The 19,904-nt window shown below is 66.4% G+C and carries 22 protein-coding genes; 15 read left to right on the top strand and 7 right to left on the bottom strand.

Annotated features, from left to right (window positions below):
* Positions 1-89 precede the first annotated feature (89 nt).
* The 3 genes from PMI12_RS01570 to PMI12_RS01580 all read left to right on the top strand — a co-directional run bounded on the left by PMI12_RS01570 (position 90) and on the right by PMI12_RS01580 (position 2,876).
* Positions 90-1,220 carry a patatin-like phospholipase family protein gene (locus tag PMI12_RS01570; protein WP_007828332.1) on the top strand — a complete coding sequence of 377 codons (1,131 nt, stop codon included), beginning with the start codon at positions 90-92 and terminating at the stop codon, positions 1,218-1,220.
* A 77-nt stretch (positions 1,221-1,297) separates the two neighbouring features.
* Positions 1,298-2,047, top strand: coding sequence for an acetoacetate decarboxylase (locus tag PMI12_RS01575; RefSeq protein WP_007828333.1), 750 nt, complete (start codon positions 1,298-1,300; stop codon positions 2,045-2,047).
* A 46-nt stretch (positions 2,048-2,093) separates the two neighbouring features.
* Entirely contained in the window at positions 2,094-2,876 is a 783-nt protein-coding gene (locus PMI12_RS01580; protein ID WP_007828334.1) for a 3-hydroxybutyrate dehydrogenase, read from the top strand.
* 105 nt (positions 2,877-2,981) lie between these two features.
* Here the strand turns inward: PMI12_RS01580 and PMI12_RS01585 are convergent, their stop codons facing one another.
* The gene (locus PMI12_RS01585; protein ID WP_157632095.1) at positions 2,982-3,932 is read right to left on the bottom strand and encodes a bifunctional helix-turn-helix transcriptional regulator/GNAT family N-acetyltransferase; all 951 of its coding nucleotides are present in this window, start codon (positions 3,930-3,932) and stop codon (positions 2,982-2,984) included.
* Between the two features lie 147 nt (positions 3,933-4,079).
* Here PMI12_RS01585 and PMI12_RS01590 point away from each other — a divergent pair, with 147 nt between their 5' ends.
* Entirely contained in the window at positions 4,080-6,482 is a 2,403-nt protein-coding gene (locus PMI12_RS01590; protein ID WP_007828337.1) for a YgiQ family radical SAM protein, read from the top strand.
* A 64-nt stretch (positions 6,483-6,546) separates the two neighbouring features.
* Positions 6,547-7,449 (top strand): hypothetical protein, encoded by a 903-nt coding sequence (locus PMI12_RS01595; protein WP_042672637.1) that lies wholly within the window; start codon positions 6,547-6,549, stop codon positions 7,447-7,449.
* Position 7,450: 1 nt separating this feature from the next.
* On the opposite strand, the gene PMI12_RS01600 is transcribed toward PMI12_RS01595, so the two are convergent.
* Positions 7,451-8,332 carry a CoA transferase gene (locus PMI12_RS01600; protein ID WP_007828341.1) on the bottom strand — a complete coding sequence of 294 codons (882 nt, stop codon included), beginning with the start codon at positions 8,330-8,332 and terminating at the stop codon, positions 7,451-7,453.
* A 149-nt stretch (positions 8,333-8,481) separates the two neighbouring features.
* On the opposite strand from PMI12_RS01600, the gene PMI12_RS01605 reads away from it, so the two are divergent.
* Positions 8,482-9,384, top strand: a complete 903-nt coding sequence (locus PMI12_RS01605; protein WP_007828343.1) for an SDR family oxidoreductase — start codon at positions 8,482-8,484, stop codon at positions 9,382-9,384.
* A gap of 30 nt (positions 9,385-9,414) precedes the next feature.
* Here PMI12_RS01605 and PMI12_RS01610 read toward each other — a convergent pair whose 3' ends face one another.
* On the bottom strand, positions 9,415-9,813 hold the full coding sequence (locus PMI12_RS01610) for a DUF488 domain-containing protein (protein WP_007828345.1): 399 nt from the start codon (positions 9,811-9,813) through the stop codon (positions 9,415-9,417).
* Positions 9,814-9,839: 26 nt separating this feature from the next.
* Positions 9,840-11,708: a PhoX family protein gene (locus PMI12_RS01615; protein WP_007828347.1), complete on the bottom strand. Its 1,869-nt coding sequence runs from the start codon at positions 11,706-11,708 to the stop codon at positions 9,840-9,842.
* 90 nt (positions 11,709-11,798) lie between these two features.
* Between PMI12_RS01615 and PMI12_RS01620 the strand changes: the two genes are divergently transcribed.
* Positions 11,799-12,626: a crotonase/enoyl-CoA hydratase family protein gene (locus tag PMI12_RS01620; RefSeq protein WP_007828348.1), complete on the top strand. Its 828-nt coding sequence runs from the start codon at positions 11,799-11,801 to the stop codon at positions 12,624-12,626.
* Between the two features lie 368 nt (positions 12,627-12,994).
* On the top strand, positions 12,995-13,309 hold the full coding sequence (locus PMI12_RS01625) for a hypothetical protein (RefSeq protein WP_007828349.1): 315 nt from the start codon (positions 12,995-12,997) through the stop codon (positions 13,307-13,309).
* Between the two features lie 27 nt (positions 13,310-13,336).
* Here the strand turns inward: PMI12_RS01625 and PMI12_RS01630 are convergent, their stop codons facing one another.
* Together PMI12_RS01630 and PMI12_RS01635 are read right to left on the bottom strand one after the other, a co-directional pair.
* Positions 13,337-14,494 (bottom strand): DSD1 family PLP-dependent enzyme, encoded by a 1,158-nt coding sequence (locus tag PMI12_RS01630; RefSeq protein WP_007828350.1) that lies wholly within the window; start codon positions 14,492-14,494, stop codon positions 13,337-13,339.
* Positions 14,495-14,604: 110 nt separating this feature from the next.
* Positions 14,605-14,910 (bottom strand): hypothetical protein, encoded by a 306-nt coding sequence (locus PMI12_RS01635; RefSeq protein ID WP_007828351.1) that lies wholly within the window; start codon positions 14,908-14,910, stop codon positions 14,605-14,607.
* Positions 14,911-15,181: 271 nt separating this feature from the next.
* On the opposite strand from PMI12_RS01635, the gene PMI12_RS01640 reads away from it, so the two are divergent.
* The 3 genes from PMI12_RS01640 to PMI12_RS29610 all read left to right on the top strand — a co-directional run bounded on the left by PMI12_RS01640 (position 15,182) and on the right by PMI12_RS29610 (position 17,768).
* Complete coding sequence (locus PMI12_RS01640; protein WP_007828352.1) at positions 15,182-15,439, top strand: hypothetical protein; 258 nt, start codon at positions 15,182-15,184, stop codon at positions 15,437-15,439.
* A 191-nt stretch (positions 15,440-15,630) separates the two neighbouring features.
* The gene (locus PMI12_RS01645) at positions 15,631-17,166 is read left to right on the top strand and encodes a sensor domain-containing diguanylate cyclase (protein WP_042672615.1); all 1,536 of its coding nucleotides are present in this window, start codon (positions 15,631-15,633) and stop codon (positions 17,164-17,166) included.
* A 386-nt stretch (positions 17,167-17,552) separates the two neighbouring features.
* On the top strand, positions 17,553-17,768 hold the full coding sequence (locus PMI12_RS29610) for a hypothetical protein (RefSeq protein WP_007828355.1): 216 nt from the start codon (positions 17,553-17,555) through the stop codon (positions 17,766-17,768).
* 6 nt (positions 17,769-17,774) lie between these two features.
* Here the strand turns inward: PMI12_RS29610 and PMI12_RS01655 are convergent, their stop codons facing one another.
* Positions 17,775-18,077, bottom strand: coding sequence for a DUF5676 family membrane protein (locus PMI12_RS01655; RefSeq protein ID WP_007828357.1), 303 nt, complete (start codon positions 18,075-18,077; stop codon positions 17,775-17,777).
* A 129-nt stretch (positions 18,078-18,206) separates the two neighbouring features.
* On the opposite strand from PMI12_RS01655, the gene PMI12_RS01660 reads away from it, so the two are divergent.
* The 4 genes from PMI12_RS01660 to PMI12_RS01675 are packed head-to-tail and all read left to right on the top strand — an operon-like array spanning position 18,207 to position 19,789.
* Positions 18,207-18,620, top strand: coding sequence for a hypothetical protein (locus PMI12_RS01660; RefSeq protein ID WP_007828359.1), 414 nt, complete (start codon positions 18,207-18,209; stop codon positions 18,618-18,620).
* 24 nt (positions 18,621-18,644) lie between these two features.
* The gene (locus PMI12_RS01665) at positions 18,645-18,881 is read left to right on the top strand and encodes a DUF2933 domain-containing protein (protein WP_007828361.1); all 237 of its coding nucleotides are present in this window, start codon (positions 18,645-18,647) and stop codon (positions 18,879-18,881) included.
* On the top strand, positions 18,862-19,536 hold the full coding sequence (locus tag PMI12_RS01670) for a methyltransferase family protein (protein ID WP_007828363.1): 675 nt from the start codon (positions 18,862-18,864) through the stop codon (positions 19,534-19,536). Before PMI12_RS01665 ends, PMI12_RS01670 begins: the two co-directional genes overlap by 20 nt.
* 22 nt (positions 19,537-19,558) lie before the next feature.
* Positions 19,559-19,789: a hypothetical protein gene (locus PMI12_RS01675; RefSeq protein WP_007828365.1), complete on the top strand. Its 231-nt coding sequence runs from the start codon at positions 19,559-19,561 to the stop codon at positions 19,787-19,789.
* Positions 19,790-19,904 lie beyond the last annotated feature (115 nt).

Below are 19,904 nucleotides of genomic sequence, written 5' to 3' on the forward strand. Positions count from 1 at the left end.
TGTCAAATGAACGAATGACGACACCACCCAAGAAGAAAATCCGTGCCGCCTCCAAACCCCTCGACCCATTCGCTTCGCGCCGCGAAGACATGCGCACCGCCCGCAAGGCGCTGGTGCTGCAGGGCGGGGGCGCGCTCGGCGCTTACCAGGCCGGCGTGTATGCAGCGCTCAGCGAAACCGAACTGCAGCCGCACTGGATCGCCGGCGTTTCCATTGGGGCCATCAACGCGGCGCTGATCGCGGGCAATGCGCCCGAACGCCGGGTCGACCGGCTGCGCGAGTTCTGGCACCTGGTGTCTTCGGGTCCTTCGCAGCGCCTGCCTTCATGGCTCGGCGACCGGGCCACGCAGAACCAGTACAGCGCGACGATGGCCTCGCTGCTCGGCATTCCGGGCTTCTTCGAACCGCGCTACTCGCCGGCCTTCCTGATGGGCGGCGCGGCGCCGCTGCTGAGCTACTACGACACCTCGCCGCTGAAGGCCACGCTCGAACGGCTTGTGGACTTCGACCGCATCAACGCCTGCGAAGCGCGCTTCAGCGTAGGCGCGGTCAATGTGCGCACCGGCAACTCGGTGTACTTCGACAACACGCGCCAGCGCATCGGGCCCGAGCACATCATGGCCAGCGGCGCGCTGCCGCCGGGTTTCGCACCGGTCAGCATCGACGGCGACGACTACTGGGACGGCGGCATCGTGTCGAACACGCCGCTGCAGTATGTGCTCGACATGCACCCGCGCTCCGAACCGCTGGTGGTGCTGCAGGTCGACCTGTTCAATGCGCGTGGCGAGATGCCGCGCACCATGGCGGGCGTGATGGAGCGGCAGAAGGACATCACCTACTCGAGCCGCACCCGCATGAACACCGACGCGCTGGCCGCCAACATGAACCTGCAGCAGGCGATTGCCGACCTGATCTCCAAGCTGCCGGCCAGCCTGCGCAACGACCCGAGCGTGCTCGCGGTGCAATCGCAGCTGACGCACCAGCCGATCGACATCTTCCATCTGATCTACCGTGACAAGCCCTACGAGCTGGAGTCGAAGGACTACGAGTTCTCGCGCGCCGCGGTGGAAGAGCATTGGGAATCAGGTGCGCGCGACATGCGCAACACGCTGGCCCACCCCGAGACCCTGCGCGCCGACGCCACGGTCAATGGCGTGACCACCTTCGACCTCGGTGAACATGGCGCGGGGCGCGTCAAGCGGCCGGGCCTGTCGACATGACGATGAAGGTGCCTCGATTCAGCCGCGGCTAAGAAACCGGCGCCAGACTGGCTGCCACTTCAACAGGAGGAATGTCCATGAACATTGAAGACGTGCGACGAACGGCATTCGCGATGCCGTTGACCAGTCCCGCTTTTCCGCCCGGCCCGTACCGGTTCGCGCGGCGCGAATTTCTCGTCGTCACCTACAGCACCGACATGGACGCTCTGCGCGCCGTGGTGCCCGAGCCGCTCGAAGTGGTCGAGCCGCTGGTCAAGTACGAATTCATCCGCATGCCCGACTCCACCGGCTTTGGCGACTACACCGAGTCGGGCCAGGTCATTCCTGTGCAGCTGCGCACCGCCAGGGGCGTGGAGAAGGGCTCGTACGTGCACGCGATGTACCTCGACGACCATCCGCCGATTGCCGGCGGGCGCGAACTGTGGGGTTTTCCGAAGAAGCTGGCCTCGCCGGTGCTCGACTATGAGACCGACGTGGTGGTCGGCACGCTCGACTATGGCAAGGTGCGCGTGGCCAAGGCCACGATGGGCTTCAAGCACCGCACGCTCGAGCCCGAGCCCATCCTCGCGGGCATCGCGCAGCCGAACTTCCTGCTGAAGATCATTCCGCACGTCGACGGCACGGCCCGCATCTGCGAGCTGGTGCGCTATCACATGGTCGACGTCACGCTGCACGGCGCGTGGGCCGGCCCGGCTTCGCTCGAACTGCATCCCCATGCACTGGCGCCGGTGGCCGACCTGCCGGTGCGCAAGGTTGAGTCCGCGGTGCACTACATCGCCGACATGACGCTGGCGCTGGGCACCGTCGAACACGACTATCTCGCCTGACTCCCGCAGCCTCTTTCCCTCCCAACCCTCATCCAAGGAACTCACCATGCAACTCAAGGACAAGGTCGCCTACATCACCGGCTCGGCCAGCGGCATCGGCAAGGAAATCGCCATCCTGTTCGCACAGGAAGGCGCGAAGATCATCATTGCCGACCTCAACAAGGAAGCGGCCGACGCTACCGCGGCCGAGCTCAAGGCCACGGGCGCGCTGGCCATTGGCGTAGGTGTCGACGTGACCAACGAAGACCAGGTCAATGCCTCGGTCGAAGAGGGCGCTGCGGCCTTCGGCGGGATCGACATCCTCATCAGCAACGCCGGCATCCAGATCGTTCACCCGGTGGAAGAGTTCAGCTTCGCCGACTGGAAGAAGATGCTCGCCATTCACCTTGACGGGGCCTTCCTCACCACCAAGGCCTGCCTGAAGCACATGTACGCGCAGGGCCGCGGCGGCAGCGTGATCTACATGGGCTCGGTGCACTCGAAGGAAGCCTCTCTGCTGAAGGCGCCCTACGTGACGGCCAAGCACGGCCTCATCGGGCTGGCCAAGACTGTCGCGAAAGAAGGCGCCAAGCACGGCGTGCGCGCGAACGTGATCTGCCCGGGCTTCGTGCGCACGCCGCTGGTGGAGAAGCAGATTCCCGAGCAGGCCAGGACGCTGGGCATCAGCGAGCAGGAAGTCATCAAGAACGTGATGCTGAAGGAAACGGTGGATGGCGAGTTCACGACCACGGAAGACGTGGCGCGCGTGGCGCTGCTGTTCGCGGGCTTCCCGACGAATGCGCTCACCGGCCAGTCGCTGGTGGTGAGTCACGGCTGGTTCATGCAGTAACTGTTGCTCGTCCCCAGGCTGCGCGCACTTCGTGTCGCTTCGCNAACCCCCTACCGGGGGCAACACCTGAGGCCCGGCAAAGCCGGTTCCTCGGTGTTCCTGGCACTACAACTTCAATTCCCAGGTCTCGCCCACGAGATGCTGGCCATAGCTCTCGTGCGGCTCCGACTTGGCGAGCTGGAAGCCGCGCTTCGCATAAATGCCGCGCGCGGCCGACAGGCAGCTGTTGGTCCACAGCACCATCTTCCGGTAGCCCTTGCGGCGCGCGAAGGTGATGCACTCGTCCACCAGCTTGCCGCCCAGGCCCAGCCCGCGCGCGGCGGGCGCCAGGATCAGCATGCGCAGCTGCGCCACCGTGGCCGACTTGCGCACCACGAAGATCGCGCCTACGCGCTCGCCGTTGAGTTCGGCGATCCAGCAGCGCTCCCACTCGGGCTGGAACTTGAGCAGGAACTCGCTCGCGATGCCGGCCACCAGAGCCTCGAACTCGCTGTTCCAGCCGTACTCGCGCGCATAGATTTCGCCGTGCTGCTGCACCACCCAGCCGATGTCGCCGGGCGCCGGGTCGCGCAGCACGGCCGCCTGGAGCTTCGCGGGCGGCGCCTCGGAGTCGAGCAGCGCTTGCATCGTGCCCATCGCCTGCACCAGCTGCTGGCGCTGGGCCGGCGCCAGCGGGGCAAGCAGGGCGGCGGCTTCTTCGCGCGATTTCTGTTGCAGCGGCGCGAATGCGGCGTGGCCGGCGTCGGTCAGGCGCAACACGCTCTGCCGCGCATCGCGCGGATGCGGCTCGCGCGAAAGCCAGCCCTCGTTCTCGAAGCGGCGCAGGATGCGGCTCATGTAGCCCGCATCGAGCCCGAGGTCGCGGCCGATCTCGCTGGCGACGGCCGTTTCACGGTGCGCCAGCTCGTACAGCACGCGCACGTCGGTCAAGGACATGGCGCTGCCGAGGTAAGGATCGAGGGCGCCGATACGGCGCGTGTAGAAGCGGTTGAACTGCCGGATTGCCTTGACGGCGGCGGGATCGACGGTTGGAGATGGGGTGGACATGATTGCCATTGTCATAAAATTATTTGACTCAAGCAATCAATTGAAGGCCTTGCGACGACCGGGTCACAGGATGTTTGTCGCGACAGACATGGTGGAAAACCCTAAAATCGAGGGTTGCCCACAACGGCGCCGCCATGGCGCTGTCAACTCCCACCGATGAACGCCCCCGTCGACGTCTCCCTTTTTGCACGTGCCGCCAAGCCGCTGACCAGCTACCGCAAGTACTGGGCCGCCCGTTTCGGCACGGCGAAGTTCCTGCCGACCTCGCGCAAGGAAATGGAAGCGCTCGGCTGGGACAGCTGCGACATCATCGTGGTCACCGGCGACGCCTACGTCGACCATCCCAGCTTCGGCATGTCGGTGATCGGCCGCATGCTGGAGGCGCAGGGTTTCCGTGTGGGCATCATCGCCCAGCCCGATTGGCAGAGCGCAGAGCCCTTCAAGGCGCTGGGCAAGCCGAACCTGTTCTTCGGCGTGACCGCCGGCAACATGGATTCGATGATCAACCGCTACACGGCCGACCGGAAGATCCGCAGCGACGACGCCTACACGCCTGGCGACGTCGGCGGCTCGCGCCCCGACCGCGCGGCCATCGTGTATTCGCAGCGCTGCAAGGAAGCCTGGAACGACGTGCCGATCATCCTCGGCGGCATCGAAGGTTCGCTGCGCCGCATCGCGCACTACGACTACTGGTCGGACAAGGTGCGCCGCTCGATCGTCGTCGATTCGAAGTGCGACCTGCTGCTGTACGGCAACGCCGAGCGCGCCATCGTCGAGATCGCGCACCGCCTGGCCGCCAAGGAGCCGGTGCAGCAGATCACCGACGTGCGCGGCACCGCGTTCGTGCGGCGCGAAACGCCCGAAGGCTGGTTCGAGATCAACTCCACCAGCGTCGACGAACCCGGCCGCGTCGAAGCGCATGTCAATCCGTACCTGATGGTGTCCGACCAGGCCAAGGCCAACGGCGCGACCTGCGCGAAGGAAGACGAGGCCGAAGCCGTCGCCAAGGCGGCAGAAGCTGCCGGCTCCGCTGCCGGTTCGGTCGTCAACCCCGCCATCAAGCCGCTGAACTTCGTGCCCAACCCGGCGCTGGCCATGCGGGCAAGAATCAAGGTTCCGCCGCGCGACCATTCGGTGATCCGCCTGCCGTCGTACGAGCAGGTGCGCAGCGACCCGGTGCTCTACGCCCACGCCAACCGCGTGCTGCACCTCGAGACCAACCCCGGCAACGCCCGCGCGCTGGTGCAGGCGCACGGCGAGGGCGCCACGGCGCGCGACGTGTGGATCAATCCGCCGCCCATTCCGCTCACCACGGCCGAGATGGACCACGTGTTCGACCTGCCGTACGCGCGCAGCCCGCATCCGCGCTACGCCGACGAGAACGGCAGCCACGATGGCGCGACCAAGATCCCGGCGTGGGAAATGATCCGCTTCAGCGTGAACATCATGCGCGGCTGCTTCGGCGGCTGCACCTTCTGCTCGATCACCGAGCACGAAGGCCGCATCATCCAGAGCCGTTCGGAAGACTCGATCATCAAGGAGGTCGAGGCCATCCGCGATTCGGTCAAGGGCTTCACCGGCACCATCTCCGACCTGGGCGGCCCCACGGCCAACATGTACCGCATCGGCTGCAAGTCGCCCGAGATCGAGTCGGCCTGCCGCAAGCCCAGCTGCGTGTATCCGGGCATCTGCCCGAACCTCAACACCAACCACGACCCGCTCATCAAGATCTACCGCCGGGCGCGTGCGCTCAAGGGCATCAAGAAGATCCTCATCGGCTCCGGCCTGCGCTACGACCTGGCCGTGCAGTCGCCCGAATACGTGAAGGAGCTGGTGCAGCACCACGTCGGCGGCTACCTGAAGATCGCGCCCGAGCACACCGAACAAGGCCCGCTCACCAAGATGATGAAGCCCGGCATCGGCAGCTACGACAAGTTCAAGCAGATGTTCGAGAAGTACTCGGCCGAGGCTGGCAAGAAGCAATACCTCATTCCGTACTTCATTGCCGCGCACCCGGGCACCAGCGACGAGGACATGATGAACCTCGCGATCTGGCTCAAGAAGAACGGCTTCCGCGCCGACCAGGTGCAAACGTTCTACCCGAGCCCGATGGCCACGGCGACGACGATGTACCACACCAACAAGAACCCGCTGCGCAAGATCACGCGCGAGAGCGAGACGGTGGACATCGTGCGCGGCGACAAGCGCCGCCGCCTGCACAAGGCCTTCCTGCGGTATCACGACGCCAACAACTGGCCGCTGCTGCGCGAGGCGCTCAAGAGCATGGGCCGCGCCGACCTGATCGGCAACGGCAAGCACCACCTCATCCCGACTTGGCAGCCGCTGACCGACGGCGGTTACACCAGCGCGCGGCGCAAGAACTCGACGGCCGCACCGGCCGTGGCCAAGGCCGTGCCGGTCAAGCTGACGCCGGTGAAGCCCTCGAAGGGCCGCATCCTCACGCAGCACACCGGCCTGCCGCCGCGCGACAACGGCTCGGGGCCGGCCTCGCGCAAAGCCGCTGGCCCGGTGCGTGGCGGCATCCGCAAGCCGCGCTAATTTCAGAACGCCGGCGCGGTCCGACCGACAGCGAAGATGGACAGTCCGCTGTATGGTGTGGGCCATGAGCAGTTCTCCCTCCCCGCGGGCTTCATGGACGCGCACCTTGGCCGGGGCGCTGCTGCTCGCGGCCTCGCTGCAGGCGCTTGCCGCCGCACCTGAAAACTCTTCTGCCCAGGCGCTGCGTGCCACGCACCAGCGGATGAGCGACAAGCTCGATCACGGCAGTTTCGGGCGCCCCGTGCAGCTCGATTCCATGGAGACGCCCGACGGCCTGCAGGGTGACGTCTACGCGGTGGTCGAACATCCGCTGTCGGCGATCAGCGCCACGCTCAAGGGATCGGCCCACTGGTGCGGCGTGCTGACCCTGCACATCAACAACCGGCGCTGCCGCACGGCCAGCGGCCCGCAAGGCAGCGAAATGCTCACGCTCTATGTGGTGCGTCGCTACGACAAGCCGATCGACCAGGCCTTCGAGCTGCCGTTCGTCTACCGGGTCACCAACGCCACGCCCGAGTACATGTCGGTCGAACTCATGGCCGAGAGCGGCCCGCTGGGCACCAGCAACTACCGTGTCACGCTGCAGGCCGTGGCGCTCGACGAGCGCAAGAGCTTCCTGCATTTCAGCTACAGCTACGACCACAACGCGATGGTGCGGCTGGGCACCATGGCCTACCTGGCGACGTTCGGCAGCGACAAAGTCGGCTTCACTGTGGTGGGCAAGACGCCGGAAGGGCAGCCCGAATACATCCGCGGCCTGCGCGGGCTGGTGGAGCGCAACGCGATGCGCTACTTCCTGACGCTCGACGCCTACCTCGCCGCGCCGGGCCCCGACCAGGCCGAGCGCCGCCAGCGCCGCTGGTTCGCAGCGGTGGAGCAGTACCCGCGCCAGCTGCACGAAGTGGACCTCGATACCTATCTCGCACTGAAGCGCGAAGACCGGCAGCGCGACGGCGTGGCGCGCTGAATCAGCTGGCCATCGTGAGCAGCGGCACGTCGCGCGTGCGGCTCATGGCTTCGAGTTCGGCGCGTGTGCGGGTCGCGAGCCACGCGGCCAGCGCCTCGTGCGTGGCCGGCGCAGTCATGTCGCGCGAAGCGATTGCAGCCGCCTCGCATAGCCGGGCCGCGAAATGCGGCTCCAGCGCGGCCACGGCCACGCGGCCGTCGGCGCAGGGGTAGACGCGGTAGCCGGCGTGCGCGCCGCCGACCATGCCCGAGGGCTGCGTGAGGCCCCAGGTGCGGGGCAGGGCGAGCCAGTCGGCCGAGGCGTTCAGCGCCACCTCGAAATACGCGCCACCGGCCTTGCGGGACCGCCGCAGCATGGCCTTCAGCACAGCCTCGCTCGCGAGCAGGGCGCCGCCCATGTCGGCATAAAGCGTCGGCGGCAGCTCGGTGCCGGTGACGAGCCCGCTTTCGGCGAGGTAGGTCAGGTCGTGGCCCGGTTCCTCGGCGCGCTCGCCCGGCGCGCCGACGATGGCCACCTGCGACAGGGCCGGATGACGCGCATGCAGCGTGGCCCAGTCGAGCCCGAGCTTGCCGAGCGCGAAAGGGCGGAACGAGGTGAGCAGCACGTCGGTCGCCGCGAGTTCGGCGTGCAGCAGCTGCTGCCCGGCCTCGGTCTTGAGATCGACGGTGCGGATCTCGATGCCCGCATGCAGCGCCGCATACGCGGGCCGGTTGTAGAGCCCCATCGGATCGCCGCCCGGCGGCTCCAGCTTGAGGCAGGTGGCGCCCATTTCACGGCAGCGCAGCAGCGCGGCGGGGCCGGGGAGGTTGAGCGCGAGGCTGACGATGCGCACGCCCTCGAGCGGCGCGGCATGGTCGTTGGCGGGGCTGGCGGAACTCGGCATCGGCGTCTTGTCTCCGGGAAACTCGTTCCGCGCATTCTCACCCCGGCACCCGAAGCCACTTCCCGCAAGCCGACGCCGCATCTCGCGCGTAGCATCCGCGAGTGGCAGCCACCTCCCTTGCCGCTGCCTCAATGACAAGGAGACGAACCATGTTTGAAGCTTCCCTCATGAGCGGCCGGCGCATCCTCGTGACCGGCGGCGGCACGGGCCTCGGCCGTGCGATGGCCGAGCGCTTCCTGGGCCTGGGCGCCGACGTGGCCATCTGCGGCCGGCGCCAGTCGGTCTGCGACGAGACCGCGGCCGAGTGGCGACAGCAGTTCCCGGACAGGCGCATCGACACCTTCGGCGTCGACATCCGCATCGCGCAGCAGGTCGACGAGATGGTCGAGAGCCTGTTCCAGAGCGGCGGCCTCACGGGGCTCGTCAACAACGCGGCGGGCAACTTCGTCTCGCCGACCGAGAATCTCTCGCCGCGCGCCTTCGACGCCATCGCCAACATCGTGTTCCACGGCAGCTTCTACGTGACGCAGGCGGTGGGCAAGCGCTGGGTGGCGCAGGCCAAGTCGGGCGAGTGGAAGCCGGGCGATGCCTTCCGCAGCGTGATGAGCATCATCGTCACCTGGGTGGACAACGGCAGCCCCTACGTCGTGCCCTCGGCCATGAGCAAGGCCGGCATCGAGGTCATGACCAAGTCGCTTGCGGTGGAGTGGGCGCGGCATGGCATCCGCCTGAACGCCGTCGGCCCCGGCGAGATTCCGACCGAAGGCATGAGCAAGCGCCTGAACCCAGGCGAGGAGCCCGGCGCGCGCAGCAAGCAGCACAACCCGATGGCACGCACCGGCCGCATGAGCGAACTGCAGAACCTCGCGTCCTTCCTGATGGCGCCCGGGCAGTGCGACTGGCTCACGGGCCAGAGCATCATGATGGACGGCGGCAACGCGCTGGCCACCGGTGGCAACTTCTACGAGCTGCGCCAGTGGAGCGACGCCGACTGGCAGGCCGCGCGCGAACGCATCGAGGCGCAGAACCAGAAGGACAAGGCGCAGCGCTGAAGCCTCGCTCGCGGGTGTGCGTCGACCCGCTCAGTCCGCGATGTCCGCGCCGCGTTCGGCCAGCAGGCTGCGCAGCACGGAGCGGTGGCAGTGCGATTCGTCCTCGCAGTAGCAGCCCACGGAAAGCGAAGTGCTGTGAGACAGCGCGGCCAGCAGGTCGAGGCTGCGGCTCGCGTCGGGCTCGGCCATCTCGGCCTTGAACTTGCGCACGAAGGCGTTCCACTGCGCGGGTGAGTCGGCTTTCTGCGCTTCCTGCGCCTGCTTCATCGTCTCGACGGAGGGCGCGAGGTTCGGGTACCACACGTCGTACCAGTCCTGCGATGCGAACTCGGTCTTCGGAACGCCGCGCGGCGGACGGCGCACGGTGCCTACGCGCAGGCCCTCGTCGGGCGCGCGCGGGGTGCCGAGACGGACGATGCGGATGCTCATGGGGGTTTCCCTTTTCTCTGTTTGTCTCAGGTGCCGACGATACCGCCGTCGCGCCGGCGAATCGCCAGCGTCGCGGAGCGCGGCCGCGCGCTGCCCGGCTCCGTGCCGTCGGGCCAGGCGCTGTTGAGTTTCGTGTCGCCGTCGTCGCGCGCCTCGCCCGGATGCTGGATGTTGACGAACAGCGTGCGCCGGTCGGGCGTGACCACGCAGCCGGTGATCTCGCAGCCGTTTGGTCCGGTGAGAAAGCGCTTGATGCGCCCCGATGCCGGGTCGGCGCACAGCATCTGGTTGTTGCCCAGAGAGGTGTAGGGCGGCCTGCCCAGCACCTGGCCGCTCAGATCGGTCTGGATCCACAGCAGGCCGCCCTTGTCGAAGTGCAGGCCGTCGGGGGCGCCGAACATGTCGGCCTCGTTCGATGGATAGCGCGCGCCGCTGCCGGACTGCGCGGGATCGCCCGCGAGCGCGAAATGGTCCCAGGCGAAGCCGGTGCTGGCAGCGTCGCCACCGTCTTCGCGCCAGCGCAGGATGCCGCCGAACAGGTTGTTGGCGCGTGGGTTGGCTGCGTCGGGCCCGGGCTTGCCGGCGTCGCCGCGCTGGCTGTTGTTGGTGAGGGTCACGTAGACCTCGCCCGACTGGGGGTGCACCGCGATCCATTCGGGCCGGTCCATCTTCGTGCCACCAACGACGTCGCCTGCCAGCCGGGCGTGGATCAGCACCTCGGCCTGGTCGGCGAAGCCGTTCGCCGCATCGAGCCCATCGCGGCCGTGCGTAAGCTCGAGCCAGCGGCCGCGGCCGCCGGTGTCGTAGCGCGCCACGTAGAGCCTGCCATCGTCGAGCAGGTGGCGGTTGGCGGCGCGTGCGGCGGCGTCGGTGCCGGGGCGCACCTTCTCCCGGCTGACGAACTTGTAGATGTATTCGAAGCGCGAGTCGTCGCCCATGTAGACGACCAGACGGCCGTCCTTGGCGACCGTGCAGGTGGCGCTTTCCTGCCGCTTGCGGCCGAGCGCGGTGCGCTTGATGGGCTCGGCGGCCGGGTCGAAGGGATCGATCTCGACCACCCAGCCGAAGCGGTGCGGCTCGTTCGGATGCCGGCTCAGGTCGAAGCGCTCGTCGTAGCGCCAGTACTCCACCCATTGCGAGCCGGCCACCGTGCCGTAGCGGCGCTGGGCAGCCGTCGCGTCCTGGGCGGCCTCCTTCGGCCCGCCGAAGTAGCCATGGAAGTTTTCCTCGCACGTGAGGTACGTGCCCCACGGCGTGACGCCCATGGCGCAGTTGGCAAAAGTGCCGGACACCGCATCGCCGGCCGGGTTGGCGGCGGTGCGCATCAGCGGCGTTCCTGCGGCCGGACCAGTGATGCGCATCGGCGTGTTGCCGTGCACGCGGCGCGCGAAGGGCGAGGGCTGCACCTGCTGCCAACCCTGTGCGCTGCGCCGGATCTCGATCACCGAGACCCCCATCGCGTGCAGCGACTTGCGCACCTTCTCGGCGGTCCATACCTTCACGCCGTCGGTATGCAGCAGCTGCTCGTCGGTGTATTCGTGGTTCATCACCAGCAGGCCGCGCTCGCCGCTCGCGTCGAGCGCGAAGAAGTGCATGCCGTCGTGGTGCATGCCGGCCTGCACCGCCTGGTCGTCGGCACTGTTCCCGGCGTCGGACGCGAAGGCCGGCATCCGCCCCGCGATGCCGGTGGGCGTGCCCCAGGGGTAGAGCAGTTGCCACTCGTACCCGGGCGGCACCACGACGCCGTCGTGCAAGGAAGCCGGCACGCCGGCGAAGCCCAGCACGTCGCCATGGGGCGCGGACGGGGAATGGGCGGCACAGCCCTGGCCGAACAGTGCCACCACGGCGGCGGCCGAACCCGATTGAATGAGAAAGTGGCGGCGGTCCAGAGGCATGGCAGAGGGTGTTGTGCAGGCGACAGGCGCCATCATCGCCGAGTGCCAGGCCCGGCGATACTGGCGCAGGACCCATTCCGGAGACATCGAATGACCGACCGCATCGAAACGACCCGCCACGCCGACGGCGTGGTGGAACTGCAGCTCGCGCGCGCCGACAAGATGAACGCGCTCGACCCTGCGATGTTCGATGCACTCATCGAAGCCGGCGAGGCGCTGCGTGACGACAAGGCAGTGCGGGCCGTGGTGATCTCGGGCCGCGGCAAGGCCTTCTGCGCGGGACTGGACATGGCGTCTTTCGAGCGCATGCAGCAGGGCCCGGGCTCCGATGTGCTGGGCGAGGGCGCGGCCGGCGCCGACCTGCTGGCGCGCACGCATGGCATCTCGAACGCCGCGCAGCAGGTGGCGATGGTCTGGCCCGAGGTGCCGGTGCCGGTCATTGCGGCCGTGCATGGCGTGGCCTTCGGCGGTGGGCTGCAGGTGGCGCTGGGCGCGGACATCCGCATCGTGGCGCCCGACACCAGGCTCTCGGTGATGGAAATCAAGTGGGGCCTGGTGCCCGACATGGCCGGCATGGTGCTGATGCGTGAGCTCGCCCGCAGCGACGTGGTGCGCGAACTCACCTTCACGGGCCGCGTCTTCTCCGGCGAGGAGGCTCTCCGGATCGGCTTCGCCACCCGCATTGCGGTCGATCCGCTGGCCGAGGCGCTGCAGATGGCGCACGAGATCGCAGGCAAGAGCCCCGATGCGATCCGTGCCGGCAAGCGGCTGCTCAATGCGTCGGCCTCGCAGAGCGCAGCTGAACTGCTGGTGGCCGAATCGGTCGAGCAGAAGGCCCTGATCGGCAGCCCGAACCAGCTTGAGGCCGTGAAGGCCAACATCGAGCGGCGCATGCCGCGATTCAGTATTCCGGCCTGATCCACATCTGGCCTGCGGCCCTGATGCAGGGGCTGGTCGCTGCGCCGTCCCACGTCCGGGCGGCCGGGTAATCCCCCAGCCCGGAGGGTGCCGAACTTCGCGCAACCTCGTATCCCCCAGCTTTCGCGCCTGCCGCTGCCCGTGGGCGACCCTCTTAGGTCGCGTTCAAACCGCCGAAAACACACGAGTGCTTTTTTCGGCGCCCTTGTGTAAGAATAAAGTAGTTGTTTTAAGGGGAGGAGAAGAGAGAATGGAGGTAGTTTGTGTGCAGAAGGTCACGTCTTCCCCTCTGATGGCTACGCAGAGGGTGGTTGTTGACAGCGCACTAATTAACAATTGAACGCTTTGCTTAGCGACGGCGATCCTGCATGTCGACGACCACGTTTTTTTGCAACCTCAGCGTGCCCATCCTGGTGGGCGAGGATCGCTACAAGTACATCCCCATCGTGGGGGTCTTCCGCAGCATTCCATTCGATCAAGTCGATAAATGGGTGATGCATCCCGACGGCGGGCCGCGCAGCGACCGCGAATTGGCGGCTGAAGTTCTTGTCGAGATCCGCAAGCCACTCGGTTCGAGTGGACGCACAGCGCCGCACGCTTTCGATGTGGGAGACATCCTGCAGCTCGACCGCGCCGCCGCGATCGTCGTGTCCACCTTCCTTGCGGCGCTTCCGCGCGTCTGACGCCGCTGCGGTCGGCCCCCAGGACGCCTATCGCCTGCCGCGCGCGTCCACCGGCCAGATGGCGACAAGCGTGCCGCCTTCGACCACGTGATACGCGTCATGCAGGTTGACCGTCGGGTCGCAATGCGGCGTGACGAACTCCACGCGCGCACCCAGCGCGGGCCGCTGCGCCTGCGAGCCCTGGGGCGGTATCAACTTGCCGTGCTCGTCGCCGAAGAAGGCATAGCGGCTCGCGGCGTCGGCGCCTTTGGCCACCAGCGGCACGCCGCTGTCGGTCGAGAAGCACTTGGTGCCGCCGTCCACCGTCACCCAGCCGGTCGCATTCGTGCTGACCACTGCCGTCTGCACGAACAGCGAAACCTCGAAGGGCGACGGTTGCCCGTCGTTGGCGAGCACCTGCGTGTACTCGGCATCCATGAACACATACGAGCCCGTCTGCAGTTCGGTAAACGCGTTCTCCTGTGAATCGAGATCGTGCGTGCCGGTGCCTGCACCGGTCACGATGTCGAAGTGCAGGCCCTGGCGCTTCGCCGCCGCGACGATGTCCGCCACCGTTTCGCGCAGGCCGGCCGCCGCCGTGCTGCGCTCCTCGCGCGACACGATGTGCTGCAGGTTGCCCGCATAAGACTGCAGCCCGCGCAGCCGCAGGCGCGGCTCGGCGGCCACCAGTGCCGCGAGTTCGAGCACCTTCGCCTGCGTGGCTGCGCCGGTGCGGTTGTAGCCCGCGCCGTAATCCACCAGCACGTCGAGCGGGTGCGTGAGTTCGCTCACCGCACGCGCCAGGTCGGCCAGGTTCTGCGGGTTGTCGACCACCACCATCACGTCGCCCGGGCGCGCACGCTGCGCCAGCTTGATGAGCCGCGAGATCTTGCTCGGCGTGACGGCGGGCGAGGTGATGAGCACGCCCGGAATGCCGCCCTGGACCATCACCTCCGCCTCGCCCAGCGTGACGCAGCTCACGCCGATGGCGCCCGCCGCAACCTGCCGCCGCGCGATCTCGACCGACTTGTGCGTCTTCACATGCGGTCGCAGGTTGATGCCGCGCGCCTTGGCGAAGGCGGCCATGCGTTCGATGTTGCGCGTCATTGCGGGCAGGTCGATCAGCAGGGCGGGCGTGTCGAGCAGGTGGCGGCCGCCGGGAACGCCGATGAGGGGCGCGTTGACTTGCAGCGGGTCTTGGGGCATCGGGAAAAGCCTTTGAAGGGGAGGGGGCGAGAAAAATGAGCCAGCATTTCGCGCGCGAATGATCGCACTGAATGCCTGCCTGGCGCAGGACGCCGGAGACGGAAATGTCCCTACGCCGGACGCGATGGTCCGTGGTGCGTTGGCCGGCGCAGCGCCAGCCACCAGAGCAGCGCGGCATTGATCGCCCAACTGCCGGCCAGCAGCATCAGCGCCGTGTTCGCCACGCCGGGCGACAGGTCCAGCGTCAGCAAGCTCATCGACCATGGCAGCCCGCCCAAGACGGCGGCGAGCAGGCCCGCCTCGCTCTCGGGCACGGCGGCGCAGGCCAGGACACACGCGACGCCGGTGACCGTGTAGATCAGCGCGGCGACGCGCCATCCGAAGCGCGCTGGCGGCCGTGAATTTGCAGTGGGCATGCCCTGAGCATCGCCGATCCCGCACCGGGCCGTGAAGGCCTGTTGCGCGAAGGGACGTAGTGTTCCGGCGATGCCGTTCCCAGCGGCTTCTTCGGCTTGTCATTTGAGCGCTCCACCATCTGAACATCCGGCGGCTGTCATCGAGGAGCGGCCTTGGCTGACACGCCCTCCCGAGGGGTGGCGGTGAGATGGCTGCCAGGGAGTTTGCGCAGGTCCGCACGGGCCTGCAGCGTGCTTCCCCGTCGAACCGACAACAAGACTGGGATTTCACATGGTTGAGTATTTCCGCGTAGGTCTTCCCTACATTCGAATGCGCTTCAAGGTGCCGGCGCGGCGCGGCAGCAGGGTCGAGTTCAATGGCCGTTTCGGGATCATCTCCGGCGCGAGCGGCGAGTACCTGCTGGTGAAATTCGACGGCGAGGCCGCAGCAGCCGTCGTCCACCCGATCGAGCTCAACTACGTGGAGACGGGCGAGGCTATCGAGCCTTTGTCGCCATTGATTCCAGAGGGCGCAGAGAGGGCACTCTGACGAGCCCTGGCGAGGGTTAATCCCGGAGATTTTTGTCTGCGGCAAGGCTATCTTGGCTGCGCGATCAGCTGCTGGCGGTCCCTGCTTGCCTGCCCGGACGGGGCCCAATGGCTGATGATGGTGGCCAATTCAGCCAAGGATGTGCCAAAGTCGGGTATGAGTTCCAGACGTCATTGCGCCGAAGACACATAGTGTTTCGCCGGCCATCCATCACCTTCCGGACGACGGCTTTCGTGGCCGTGGTTTGCCTCACCCTCGTGGTGCTCGACTGCTGGAACAGCTGGCACGCGCGCACGGTCCTGCTCCAGCAGATGGGCGTCGCGGCGTCGAATCTCGCGCGTGCAATGGCACAGCAGGCGGAAGACACGGTCAAGCAGGCCGATACGGCGCTGGTCGGCATCGTCGAGCGCGTCGAACACGACGGCACGGAGCCGGCGGCCGTCGAACGGCTTCGCAAGGTTCTTGCCATGCGGGTGGCCGAACTCCCTCAGCTCGATGCGATTCACATCTATGACAAGGATGGAAACTGGGTCGCAAACTCCAGGCAGACGACGTCGCAGAATCCGAACCTGAACAATGCGAGCCGGGAGTACTTTCTATTTCATCGAGAGCACGAGGAGCGGGGGCCGCACATCGGCATTCCGGTGCAAAGCCGAACCAACGGAAAGCTGCTCGTTCCCGTCTCCCGGCGCATCAACAATGCGGATGGCAGCTTCGCCGGCGTGGTGCTTGCGTCGATCGATATCGACTTCTTCAAGAAGTTCTACGACAGCCTCGACATAGGCCGTGCCGGCGCGATCGGGCTGGTCCTCGAAACCGGGACCATGATGATTCGCCGGCCGTACAGCGCAGACATGGTGGGACGGAACATGCGGGAGACCGGGCTCTTCCGCGCATACCTTGCACAAGGTCCGGTAGGAACGACCGAAGTCTTATCAGCGCAGGACGGCGTCACGCGCCTGAACAGCTTTCGGCGTCTCGACAACTATCCGTTGTTCGTTACTGCAGCACTTTCGAAGGATGAGATCCTGGCCGCATGGTGGCAGGACACGCTCTGGCATACGGCGGGCATCATTCTCATGACGTCGATCGTCGGCTTCGTCGGATGGCGGCTGGTGAAGCAGATGGAACTGCGAAACAAGAGCGAGGCCGAACTGCGGCGGGCGCGCGACGCGCTGGAAACGCTCAACAAGACCTTGAATACGCTCGCCATGGAGGACGGCCTTACCGGGTTGGCAAATCGCCGCCAGTTCGACGTGACGCTCGACAGCGAATTCAGCCGGGCCATGCGCGATGCGAGCACCCTGGCGCTCATCATGATCGATGTCGATTGCTTCAAGCAGTACAACGACATCTATGGACATGCGGCCGGCGACGAGTGCCTGCAGACGATCAGCCGCACGATCGCCAGCCTCGCTTCGCGCCGTCCGGGAGATCTCGCGGCCCGCTACGGCGGAGAAGAACTCGCGGTGTTGTTGCCGCATACCGATGTGGCTGGCGCCGTCATCCTGGCGGAAAGAATCCGCAGTGCAGTTCGTGGCCTGGAAATCGTGCACGCCGGTACGCCAGACGGGTTCGTGACGCTGAGTGCCGGCGTGGATGCGCTCAGCCCCGCAATCACCAAGGGGCCGCCGAAGGCGTTGATCCAGGCAGCCGACAAGGCGCTGTACGAGGCCAAGATGGGGGGGCGGAACCGTGTTTGCACGACGATGCGAAAGGCCGCCTGAAGGGGACACGGCTTGAAGGAGCCCGTCGCCTTGAAACGGACCCAAGCCAACCCTGATGGCGACAACGGCCGGTCGCTTGCGAACCGGTGCCTACGCGCCCTCCCGCAGCGGTGGGGCTTGCATGCGTTCCTGCCCCGGCATCGGAGAGTGGCAAAACGTCTGGCTCCTGCGTCGCAGTGGTATGCAGTCGCGCGTCCGACCTCCCGGCATGCCGGCGGGGTATGGGCAACTTCGCGATGCTCACCATGAACGCCGACGCGCAGCTTCGATGGCGCGCATGTACAAGCCCGACCCGACGCTGCCGCGGGATCAGCAGGACAAGCGCTCGGTGATCCCAATGGAGGCTGTGACTTGACGCAATCTCCTCCACCGAGGAAGCACGAGGCTTGGCCAAAGCGTCCCTCATGCTCTGCTTCAGCACCGGCCTGGCGATCACGATGGTTGCGGCGGGCGTCGTCGCTGCCCTGGGTGTGAAGCATGTCGCCGGTGTGGTCCAGAGCCACAGTTCACCCGTACTGACGGCGAAACTGCCTGACCAAGGCATCGGCGGGTCCACGATTCCGTTCGCGCGCTCGTTTTCATCCCGGAGCGACGGGCTTTGAAAGTGCCTACGCGCCGAGACGCGGGCGCAGCCATCCAAAGAAAGAGCCTGCCAGGAACGCCCACAGGCTCATCACGAGAAAGGCTTCGACAAAGCCGCGCACCGAAAAGGGCGCGGGCCGACTGAGGACGGAGAAGTCCATGCCATGGAACAGGCTGTTCATGAAGCTCAGAAACGGGCCGGGTGCAGCGACCCAGGCCAGGGTGCACAGGGCATAGAAAACCGCGACGGTGGTGGCCAGCGCCACTCCTGTGCGAAGCGCGGTCGACGGTGCGCCGCTTTCCTGAATCGAAGGCGACGTGTGGTTCATGAATTCTCCTTGGAGGTTGGAGATGCCTCTCAGCCAATCCAGGCGCGCCGCGAGCCTTCTGCCTTGACCTAGCGCAAGCTGCGGAGCGCTGGGTGTCCCGAAACTTGGTTAACAAGCCGGAGGCCCTCTATGCGCTCAATTCTTCTTCTCACCATCACCGCGGCGCTTTCGAGCGGCGCACTGGCGCAATCCGCGCAGGACCATGGTGCCCATCACCCTGCGAACGCGGTAGCGCCAACGTCTGGAACGTCGAAGGCGCCCAAAGTACCACCTGTGCAGATGGAGATGCAGATGAAGTCCATGCAGGCGATGCACCAAAAGATGATGGACGCGAAGACGCCGGACGAACGCCAGGCGTTGATGGGCGAACACATGAAGGCCATGCAGGACGGCATGGCGATGATGGGCCAAATGCACACTTCCGACGGCAAAGGCGGCGCGCGCATGTCTCCCGAGATGATGGGCAAGCGCATGGACATGATGGAAATGATGATGCAGATGATGATGGACCGCGACGGGATGAAGCCACCGGCGGCCAAGTAGCCGTCGGCCGCAAGGAGCAAGGCCATGGGCGATATGAACCACGAACCGCCCCCGTTCTGGCGCTCGCGCGGAGGCGTAGTGCTGCTCGTCGTATCGGCAGTCGGCGGTTTTCTTCTGTTCACCGAACACCGCGCCCATGTATTGGGCGTCTTGCCGTTCGCACTTCTGCTGGCGTGCCCGCTGATGCACCTCTTCATGCACCATGGCCACCACCACGGCAGCCACTCAAGAAAGGCTGACGATGAACACCCCAGACAATGACTACGGCCTGTGGGACCTGGGGGTTCTCAACTCGGCCATCTTCGTCGGGTTCGCCTACAGCTTCTTCAAGCCGACGACCCTGCGCGACTGGCGCAGCTTCGGCGCCTACTCCGGGTTCATCGTCGCGCTGTTCGCGGAGATGTACGGCTTCCCGCTGACCATCTACCTGCTGTCGGGCTGGCTGGGCTCGAAGTTTCCGGGTGTCAACCTGTTCGGTCACGACGCCGGTCACCTATGGTGGCTGCTGACCGGTCGGCATGGCAATCCGCACCTCGGTGTACTCCACATCCTGAGCATCGTCGTGCTCTTCGCTGGTTTCATGCTGCTCTCGAAGGCCTGGTACGTGCTCTATCATGCCCAGCGGCGTCATGCGCTTGCGACCGCGGGACCGTACCGACTGGTGCGCCATCCGCAGTACATCGGCTTCGTGCTCATCATGTTCGGCTTCCTGCTGCAATGGCCGACACTGCTGACGATGGCGATGTTCCCGGTGCTCGTGGCGATGTATGTGCGGTTGGCCATCTCCGAGGAGCGCGACTCGGAAGCCGCATTCGGCGACGCGTGGCGCGATTACGCGGCTGCCACGCCACGGTTCATTCCGCATTTCTCGAAAGACGACCGTGGCCGGCCGGTCAACAGCCACACGGGGCGCTGAGCTCGCTTCCGGTCTCGGCGCCATGGTTTTGGGCGCCGGTTTGGCGCTCATTGCCCCAGAGGCCATTCGGCCCTACGCCGTCCCATTGCTCGGCGTGGGTCTGCTGGTCCATGGCGCAGGGATGACACTGAAGTACCGGCTCGAAGGCCGCGAAAGTCCACCGGCCTGGTGGGAGCGGTTGCTGTTCTGGTTGTGCTGGGCATTTCTGGCCGGTGGCGGCCTCTGGATTGCCTCGGTATTGGCGTTTCGGTAGCGCCTCTTGACCTTCCAACCATGGGAAGGTTGAAACTAGCCACAACAACAGGAGAGCGCGATGCGACCCAGCAACGTAACGACCCATGACCCCATCCGCCCGCCCCCGACAAAAC

It is taken from the genome of Variovorax sp. CF313 (genome assembly GCF_000282635.1).
GTDB lineage: Bacteria > Pseudomonadota > Gammaproteobacteria > Burkholderiales > Burkholderiaceae_C > Variovorax.

Excerpts from the sequence above, each read along its gene's own strand:
- PMI12_RS01575 (WP_007828333.1), top strand. The coding sequence starts at position 1,298 with ATGAACATTGAAGACGTGCGACGAACGGCATTCGCGATGCCGTTGACC.
- PMI12_RS01590 (WP_007828337.1), top strand. The coding sequence starts at position 4,080 with ATGAACGCCCCCGTCGACGTCTCCCTTTTTGCACGTGCCGCCAAGCCG.
- PMI12_RS01655 (WP_007828357.1), bottom strand. The coding sequence starts at position 18,077 with ATGAACCACACGTCGCCTTCGATTCAGGAAAGCGGCGCACCGTCGACC.
- PMI12_RS01625 (WP_007828349.1), top strand. The coding sequence starts at position 12,995 with ATGTCGACGACCACGTTTTTTTGCAACCTCAGCGTGCCCATCCTGGTG.
- PMI12_RS01595 (WP_042672637.1), top strand. The coding sequence starts at position 6,547 with ATGAGCAGTTCTCCCTCCCCGCGGGCTTCATGGACGCGCACCTTGGCC.
- PMI12_RS01630 (WP_007828350.1), bottom strand. The coding sequence starts at position 14,494 with ATGCCCCAAGACCCGCTGCAAGTCAACGCGCCCCTCATCGGCGTTCCC.
- PMI12_RS01640 (WP_007828352.1), top strand. The coding sequence starts at position 15,182 with ATGGTTGAGTATTTCCGCGTAGGTCTTCCCTACATTCGAATGCGCTTC.
- PMI12_RS01570 (WP_007828332.1), top strand. The coding sequence starts at position 90 with ATGCGCACCGCCCGCAAGGCGCTGGTGCTGCAGGGCGGGGGCGCGCTC.
- PMI12_RS01635 (WP_007828351.1), bottom strand. The coding sequence starts at position 14,910 with ATGCCCACTGCAAATTCACGGCCGCCAGCGCGCTTCGGATGGCGCGTC.
- PMI12_RS01585 (WP_157632095.1), bottom strand. The coding sequence starts at position 3,932 with ATGGCAATCATGTCCACCCCATCTCCAACCGTCGATCCCGCCGCCGTC.
- PMI12_RS01610 (WP_007828345.1), bottom strand. The coding sequence starts at position 9,813 with ATGAGCATCCGCATCGTCCGTCTCGGCACCCCGCGCGCGCCCGACGAG.
- PMI12_RS01660 (WP_007828359.1), top strand. The coding sequence starts at position 18,207 with ATGCGCTCAATTCTTCTTCTCACCATCACCGCGGCGCTTTCGAGCGGC.
- PMI12_RS01670 (WP_007828363.1), top strand. The coding sequence starts at position 18,862 with ATGAACACCCCAGACAATGACTACGGCCTGTGGGACCTGGGGGTTCTC.
- PMI12_RS01620 (WP_007828348.1), top strand. The coding sequence starts at position 11,799 with ATGACCGACCGCATCGAAACGACCCGCCACGCCGACGGCGTGGTGGAA.
- PMI12_RS01580 (WP_007828334.1), top strand. The coding sequence starts at position 2,094 with ATGCAACTCAAGGACAAGGTCGCCTACATCACCGGCTCGGCCAGCGGC.
- PMI12_RS01665 (WP_007828361.1), top strand. The coding sequence starts at position 18,645 with ATGGGCGATATGAACCACGAACCGCCCCCGTTCTGGCGCTCGCGCGGA.
- PMI12_RS01600 (WP_007828341.1), bottom strand. The coding sequence starts at position 8,332 with ATGCCGAGTTCCGCCAGCCCCGCCAACGACCATGCCGCGCCGCTCGAG.
- PMI12_RS01675 (WP_007828365.1), top strand. The coding sequence starts at position 19,559 with ATGGTTTTGGGCGCCGGTTTGGCGCTCATTGCCCCAGAGGCCATTCGG.
- PMI12_RS01615 (WP_007828347.1), bottom strand. The coding sequence starts at position 11,708 with ATGCCTCTGGACCGCCGCCACTTTCTCATTCAATCGGGTTCGGCCGCC.
- PMI12_RS01605 (WP_007828343.1), top strand. The coding sequence starts at position 8,482 with ATGTTTGAAGCTTCCCTCATGAGCGGCCGGCGCATCCTCGTGACCGGC.